General features: G+C 52.9%; 8 protein-coding genes and 1 pseudogene. 4 read left to right on the top strand and 5 right to left on the bottom strand.

The annotated features are described in order from the left end of the window. From IQ235_RS13835 to rsmH, 5 genes are all read right to left on the bottom strand, one after another. The coding region (locus IQ235_RS13835; RefSeq protein ID WP_264322035.1) for an acyl-CoA dehydrogenase family protein at nt 1-1,062 on the bottom strand (1,062 nt) is incomplete at its 3' end. Nucleotides 1,063-1,077: 15 nt separating this feature from the next. Continuing rightward, entirely contained in the window at nt 1,078-1,494 is a 417-nt protein-coding gene (locus tag IQ235_RS13830; RefSeq protein ID WP_264322037.1) for an ATP-binding protein, read from the bottom strand. Nucleotides 1,495-1,626: 132 nt separating this feature from the next. Further along, entirely contained in the window at nt 1,627-3,312 is a 1,686-nt protein-coding gene (locus IQ235_RS13825) for a SpoIIE family protein phosphatase (protein WP_264322036.1), read from the bottom strand. Then, nucleotides 3,309-3,518 (bottom strand): hypothetical protein, encoded by a 210-nt coding sequence (locus IQ235_RS13820; RefSeq protein WP_264322034.1) that lies wholly within the window; start codon nt 3,516-3,518, stop codon nt 3,309-3,311. Before IQ235_RS13820 ends, IQ235_RS13825 begins: the two co-directional genes overlap by 4 nt. Nucleotides 3,519-3,668: 150 nt before the next feature. Further along, entirely contained in the window at nt 3,669-4,583 is a 915-nt protein-coding gene (rsmH, locus tag IQ235_RS13815; protein WP_264322033.1) for a 16S rRNA (cytosine(1402)-N(4))-methyltransferase RsmH, read from the bottom strand. A gap of 181 nt (nt 4,584-4,764) precedes the next feature. Here rsmH and IQ235_RS19005 point away from each other — a divergent pair. The 4 genes and pseudogenes from IQ235_RS19005 to IQ235_RS18975 form a co-directional block, all read left to right on the top strand. After that, nucleotides 4,765-4,914: pseudogene (locus IQ235_RS19005) on the top strand (NAD(P)H-quinone oxidoreductase subunit H); the annotation flags it as partial. Next, a complete protein-coding gene (locus tag IQ235_RS13810; protein WP_405196676.1) occupies nt 4,891-6,456 on the top strand; it encodes a coiled-coil domain-containing protein in 1,566 nt (521 codons plus the stop codon). The pseudogene IQ235_RS19005 and the gene IQ235_RS13810, both read left to right, overlap by 24 nt. 44 nt (nt 6,457-6,500) lie before the next feature. Beyond that, nucleotides 6,501-6,956 (top strand): PRC-barrel domain-containing protein, encoded by a 456-nt coding sequence (locus IQ235_RS18980; protein ID WP_441373272.1) that lies wholly within the window; start codon nt 6,501-6,503, stop codon nt 6,954-6,956. Between the two features lie 2 nt (nt 6,957-6,958). Next, the gene (locus tag IQ235_RS18975) at nt 6,959-7,261 is read left to right on the top strand and encodes a hypothetical protein (protein WP_441373271.1); all 303 of its coding nucleotides are present in this window, start codon (nt 6,959-6,961) and stop codon (nt 7,259-7,261) included. Nucleotides 7,262-7,357 lie beyond the last annotated feature (96 nt).

Raw genomic sequence — 7,357 nt, 5'->3', positions numbered from 1 at the left:
CGCGCGCACCAACCGAGCCAGCGTAGCTTCCATAACGGCGGTGGTTTGTCCGAAAACCGTATAGGCGAGAGCCTCTCGGTAAACTCGTCCCGCCCGATGGTGGCGGTAATTTGCGGCCCCTCTCGAAACGGTAACGGCGGCGTGGGCGCAGCGAACGGCTAAATCGATCGCCCGAGATCGCAATTCGATCGGGTTATCGGAAACCTCATTAGCTCGCACCCGAGCGAAGATTCGATCGCGACAATCTTTCAGCTCGATATTGAGAGCCTCAAACGCCTCGAACATAAACCTTTGCTGCTTGCGCTGCGCTGTTTCCCAAAGGATATCCAAGCCCGCGCGAGCGCATCCGAGAGGAAAGAAACTGTGACGCAACGAATTCTCAAGTGCCTGTTTCTCCATCCAACCGGTTGGCTTGAGACTGACGACTCGTTCGGGTGGCAAAAACCATCGATCGAGCCGAGCGGTTACGGTATTGGTGGCAGTCATGGCATTGAGTTGCATCGGTTCTCCAAAGGCGATCGCCCCATCTTTCCCGCGATCGATCGGCGCAAACGGTACGATGCCGAACACGGCCTGTCCGTCAGGCAGCATCGCCCCGACGATGAATTCCTGGAAATAGCCCCAGCCGGTCACCCAAGGCACTTGTCCGTCAATTTGATACCCAGCATCAACTCGTCGCGCCCGCACAGGAGGAGCGCCCGCACGCCGTAGCTGAGAGAAGCCCACGCCGAGAAGGCGACCTCCCGTTGCTAGATGAGGTAAATAGTCCTGTTTTAGGAGTTCGTTCGAGCTGCTGGCAACCATTGCAGCGGCACTTTGATGTTGGGTTTGCAAAAACGCCAGCGCTCCAGAATAGCGAGCGACCGTCTCTTGAAACGAGTCAAAGACTTCCTCAGTAACTTCTAGCCGCAGTGCCAACAATCCGCGATCGCCCAAACCCATCAGAACCGACCGTAACGCCCCCCAATCGCGATCGACGAGATCGGCTTGGGGGGCAACAAACTCTTGAAGATAGAAACGAGCAGCGTCCAATCGGTTTGAGACTTGGATTTGAATCGCCATCAACCCCCCAAACGTTCAGCACAACAGATCCGCTTCTAACTTCAAGCAATTACGCCCGTCGGGTTGAGCGATATACTCCACTCGATCCATCAGTCGATTCATAATCAACCAGCCATATCCACCTTCTTGCAGGGCTTCTGGTGTGGGTGCTTCGTAATCCTCCAAATGATATCCCCGACCGAAATCCCAAACTTCGAGTACGAGATTACTTTGGTGAAGTTCCAGACGTAAGGTGACCGGTAAATGAGGTCGATCTTTGTGGGCGTGGCGGACAACATTTGAGTAAGCTTCCGCGAGCACCAAGCGCAAACGATTCGATTGACGCAACCAATCCTCACTTTCGCCGAGATCCATCTCCAAGCATCCCAGCAGCCAATTTTCGACTATATTTAAAAACCGTAACTCACTGGGAATGTGCAGCTCCGTTTTCATCAACTACAGAACCTCCAGGGAAAGTATCGTTCGATCGTCTTCTCGCTCTTGGGTTTTTTCCCGAACCGCGTTCGAGAGACCAGATAAATCCAGCGGACTCGGTTCCTTTATGTGCAGTTCCATTTTCATCAACTACAGAACCTCCAGAGAAAGTATAGTTTGATCGTCTTCTTGCTCTTGGGTTTTTTCCCGAACGCGGTTCAAGAGGCGAGATAAATCCAGCGGACTCGGCTCGAGCTGGAGAAGTTTCCACAGCCCTTCCTGTTGTAACATCACCGATTTTTCTTCTCCACTGCTGTCTATTTCCGTAACGGTTGCTTCGGTCAGTCCATCGCTGGTCAGCAAAAAGACATCTCCCGATGCCAGGGTCAAAGAGCCAGATTTGGCTTTCCAAACCGGCAAAATGCCTAACGGAATCCCCCTCGTTTTGAGAAATTGATGTTCGATGTCAGTTTCTGAGGGTTTGCCCGCGCGCTCGGCGACGTCTTTGTGGGACCAGACTAAAGGATAAATATGACCGGCATTGGCATAGACGAGTTGTCGGGTCGATGGCGTATAACGAGCCAAAACCATTGTAATAAAGCAGTTATTACTAATGAGATCGTCGGCCAAACCATGATTCAAGTTTTGCATGACGATTTCGGGATCGGGGGGATTATCCAGAGAAAGCTCTCGCCGCATGACCGACATCGTACTGGCCATGAACAGAGCCGCCGGAACGCCTTTTCCCGAAACATCTCCCAATGCCAGCCACAAATCCCCTTGAGGATGCACGAACACCTCAAAGAAATCTCCACCCACCTCTAGCGCCGGATAGCAGCAGGCTTGGACGTTTTCCGTTTCCGATTCCGGCATCGTCTGGCGGAGCAAATTGGACTGAATTTGGCGAGCCACATCCAACTCCGCCCGCATCTTCTCCACCAGGTCTTGGGTGCGCTGGTAGAGTCGGGCTTGAGACAAAGCCAACGCTGCTTGTTCGGCGACACTCTCGATCAGGTTGACATCATCGGGGGACCAAGGTTCGTTGCTTTGAACTTGGTAGAGCGCGAGCACTGCGAGTAAGTCTTGCTGATAAACCAGCGGCACCACCAGTTGGGTCAAATTGCCATTCTCCGATTCGATGGATTGACTCTCCACCAATTGGCTTTTGCACTCTTGGCGAACCTTATCGATGGCGTTAAGATTCTCGATCGAGAAGATATCCTCGTCGGCATTTGGCGCTAAATACAAAAACGTCTCAAGGGAGAAACCATCTCCTTCAACGGGATAGAGCTTGCCGCCGGTGGCCGCAAAACTTTTACCCACCGTCTCGATGATTTTGGGCAACATCTTGCTATAGAGCGTTTCCTCTCGACTGGCGCTCATCACGTCATTGAATAAGGATTCCCGTCGCAAGCTGCGATTGAGTTCGTTGGTTCTCTGTTTGAGAATCCCGTAGGTTTCTGCGGCTTGTCCGACGACAGCTTTGAGTTCTTCGGGATTCCAGGGCTTCGTAATATACTTGAACACCTGACCGGAATTAATAGCATCCACAAGGTCTTCAACATCGGTGAAACCCGTCAGGAGAATGCGAATCGTATCTGGAAAACGATCGACGGTCTTACTTAAGAATTCCGTTCCGTTCATTTCCGGCATCCGCTGATCGGAGATAATAATACCCATTTCTCCACGTTCTTCCAAAACCTCTAGGGCTTGGTGAGCGCTTTGGGCCTTATAAACTCGAAAATCGCGCCGAAAGGTACGGTACAGCAAATCTAGGTTGTCCGTTTCGTCGTCAACCACTAAAAGTTTTAGTCTGTTACTTTTTCCCCGACTCATGCCATCTCCCACTTGTCGGCTAACGCTCGTAATTTGCATGGCACTGCCATGCCGATCCCCGAACGGGGTCTGTCGCTGTTTTTTCGCTCCCAGCACACCGAGCATCGCTCGAGTATTGGGGTTTGGTTATCACCCTGCTCGAACTCAAATATCCCATCTCCATCGGTCATCGGTTCGACGCGGGTCGGCATTTGAGTAGATTTCACAATCAACTGACCTTACTCGATTTTGGCTCGGAAATGTCCCTTTCTGGTGTAAGGGTTCGCACCCAAATTTGCGCGATAGCGGGCTTAAGATCTCCCACTCGGGCACTAAACTGCGATCGGAACATTTCCAACTCACAATTTGGTCGATCTTCATGTTGTCGATCGAACATTGAGCCGTTCGGCTACTCTTAGCTTAGCCGAACGAGACCGGGGATTCGCAACTTGTTCTGACCCCTGGGGGACAATTGGCTTTTTAGTCAGAACCCCAAGCTGCGGGTCATCTCGAAAACCGTGCTTGACCCGTCGGTCTTCTAAACTATGAAAACTAATCACCCCGATGCGACCACCTACTTTCAGTAAACTGGGTGCGCGATCGAGCAACGTTTCGAGACTTGCGAGTTCCTCATTGACCGCAATTCGCAACGCTTGAAACACGCGGGTAGCCGGATGAATTTTAACATATCGATAGCGAGATGGCAGAGTGCGGGCGATCGCCGCCGCCAGATCGGTGGTGGTTTGAAATGGACGCCGCCCGACGATGGCTCGGGCGATCCGCCGAGAAAACCGCTCTTCGCCGTAGTGGTAAAAAATGTCGGCGAGTTTTCGCTCGTCCCAATGATTGATAATTTCGTCGGCGGTGAGGGATTGTTGCCGATCCATACGCATATCCAACGGGGCGGTGTGGCGAAAGCTAAACCCTCGTTCGGGAATATCGAGCTGTCCCGAACTCACCCCAAGATCGGCGATAATACCGTCAAATTCATCAGAGGATGGGGGAAAATCAGCAAAATTTCCCTGCCAAAATTCTAGGCGATCGCGATATTCGGCTAAATTCCCTCTCGCGGTGGAGATTGCCTCGTCATCTCGATCGATCGCCGTCACTCGAACGTCCGATGCCGCTTCTAAGATCGAACGAGTATGCCCCCCGGCCCCCACGGTGGCATCGAGATAATGACCGCCGGGACGCACGGCCAATCCGGCGATCGATTCCCCAAGGAGGACCGGAACGTGAGAAAATCCACCCGTCTGGTTTTGATTCGAGTTCGAGGTCTGCGATCGAGTCAACCTAATCTCCTTATAATTAAATGAATGAAACAAAAGTAAACATTCTTTAGCCGAGGTTTGATGGCGCGATCGGCTCTTTACAATCTATCGGTTGTTTGTTGTTTTTCGCCAGTGGCTGGCGATCGATTGTATCCGTCGAGCCTTCATACGCTCCCCCAAAATCAACCACTACCATATACCCATGCCCAAGATCGAAACCAGAACCGACCCCATGGTGCTGAATATGGGGCCGCACCACCCCTCTATGCACGGCGTATTGCGATTGATCGTCACCCTCGATGGGGAATTGCTCGAAACCAGCGGCGCGATGACGGGAGGTGCGAGTCGGGGCAACAGTTCCCAATTACACTTCGGCAACGCAGAAGTGCGAGAGTCGGCAGAGGTGGCGAGTTTGCGCGATCGCCTTGCAGAAATTTCCGATATTCTCGAACGCTGCGACTCCACCTTGGAGCGTTGGGCAAGCGAACTCAAACTCCACTCGCGAGAACTCGCCGACGCCAAGGGGCAGTATCGAGAGTGCCAGCTCAAAGGCGAACAACTGCAAAAAGAAATCCAGCGATTGGCACAGCAGCACCAAGAGGGGCGATCGCAATTGGAAAAAAGTACTCAAGAGCGATCGACTGCCCAAACACGATTGGAAGAACTGAGCGCGCAACTTCCCCAACTCGAAGAACAACTGCAACAACTGCGCCAACAGCTCGCCGTTCTCGAAGGCGATCGCACCCACAGCGAATGGCAAGCCGCCCAAGGGGCCATCCGCGAGCGGGAGTTGGTATTGCAAGAGCGGGAGTCTGCATTGCGTGCCGCCCAAGAACAACTCCAATCCTTCGATGCCCAACGCCAACGCTTGGAAGAAAAAATCCAAGCCGGGCACCAGCAAGCGATCGATTATCTCACCGGGCAAGAAACCCAAGCCGTTCAAAAAGCGGCTCTAGAAAACCAGCAACTGGGAATCGTCGGACAAATCGATCGCACCCAAGCCGAACTGACCCAAATCGAAGCCAAACTCGGGGAAGAGAAACAAACGCGCGATCGTGCCGAAACCGCCTTGCGAGAGCAGCGCGTTGCCGCCCAACAGCTCGAATGGCGGATGCAAAAACTCCAAGAAAGCCAGCAGCAGCGGCGCGAACAACTCGAAACCCTGCGCCAACAACTCGACGAACGCAAAGCCGATTTACCCGATCCCCTGCCGGAAGTCCCCGAAAAAATTAATTTTGAAGCCCTGCAAAAAGAACTTAAATCCTTGGCCAAGCGCATTCAGGCCATGGAACCGGTTAATATGCTCGCCCTCGAAGAATACGACAAAACCCAAGCTCGCCTGGAACAACTCACCGAAAAACTCTCAACCCTTGAAGGGGAACGCACCGAAGTTCTGCTGCGAATCGAAAACTTTACCACCCTGCGCCTGCGGGCATTTCGCGAAGCCTTCGATGCCGTCAACGAAAACTTCTCCGCCATTTTTGCCGAACTTTCCCAAGGGGACGGCTATCTCCAGCTCAACGATACCGACGACCCCTTCAGCAGCGGCTTGAACTTAGTGGCGCACCCCAAAGGCAAACCCGTCCAGCGCCTCGCCTCCATGTCCGGGGGTGAAAAATCTCTCACGGCCCTGTCGTTTATTTTCGCCTTGCAGCGCTACCGACCCTCCCCGTTTTACGCCTTTGACGAAGTGGATATGTTTCTTGACGGAGCAAACGTAGAACGATTAGCTAAAATGATTAAACAACAAGCGCAACAAGCCCAGTTTATTGTGGTGAGTTTGCGCCGACCGATGATTGAATCGGCAGAGCGCACCATTGGAGTGACGCAAGCGCGGGGAGCCTACACCCAAGTATTGGGGATAAAATTGCAACATCAAAGTTCCTCTGTGTAGTATTAATATATCGATCGAGATTTGAGATCTGGGTTCCACTTATAATGACAACCGAAAACATTCGCCAACGCTCCGATCTATTAGGCACTCAAGTCATTACTCGCGATACCGGCAAACGCCTCGGGGTCGTCAGTCAGCTATGGGTGGATATCGATCGCCGTACCGTCGTTGCTCTTGGGGTGAGAGAAAATATCCTGGCCGTGACGGCGCTGCCTCGATATATGCGCCTCTCTCAAATCAGTCAAATTGGTGACGTGATTTTGGTCGAAGACGACGATGTCATCGAAGACGACCTCGATGTCGAGGGCTACAGCAATTTAATCCGCAGCGAGGTAATTACCGAAACCGGCGAACTCCTCGGGCAGGTGCGGGGCTTTAAATTCAACACCGAAGATGGTACCGTCGTCTCGATTATTATTGCCTCGGTGGGCATTCCCCAAATCCCGGAATCCGTCCTGAGCCCATCGAAGAAGTCGTTAGCAGCGGCCCGAACCGACTGATCGTGTTTGAAGGAGCACAAGAGCGGCTGACTCAGATGAGCGTCGGCATTCTCGAGCGGCTGAATTTGAGTACGCCCCCCTGGGAACGGGAAGAGGACTACGAGTTCGGAACCCCCGTCGCCAAGCCCGGAAATCAGCTTGGCAGTGGCATTCGTACCCCGGCAGAAGAACCGCTCCAAGCGCCCGCACGGCCCGTACAAGAGTCTCGCTGGGATGAGGATGAATGGTCTCGCCCGGAACCAGAACCCCTCTACGAGGAAGAACCGGAAGTCGTTTACGCCGAGTACGAAGAAGAAGATACCTAGAGCGAAGCTTCTCGCAGCCAGTACTCTCAGCCTTACGAAGAAGTGCCCTACACTGAGGTGGAAGCTCCCAAAAAAGCCCAGTATCCTGAATACGCC

The sequence above is a fragment of the Zarconia navalis LEGE 11467 genome, from assembly GCF_015207075.1.
Classification (GTDB): Bacteria; Cyanobacteriota; Cyanobacteriia; order Cyanobacteriales; family Geitlerinemataceae; genus Zarconia; species Zarconia navalis.
The sequence above is the reverse complement of the archived record's forward strand: the minus strand, read 5'-3'. Positions and strand labels throughout refer to the sequence as shown.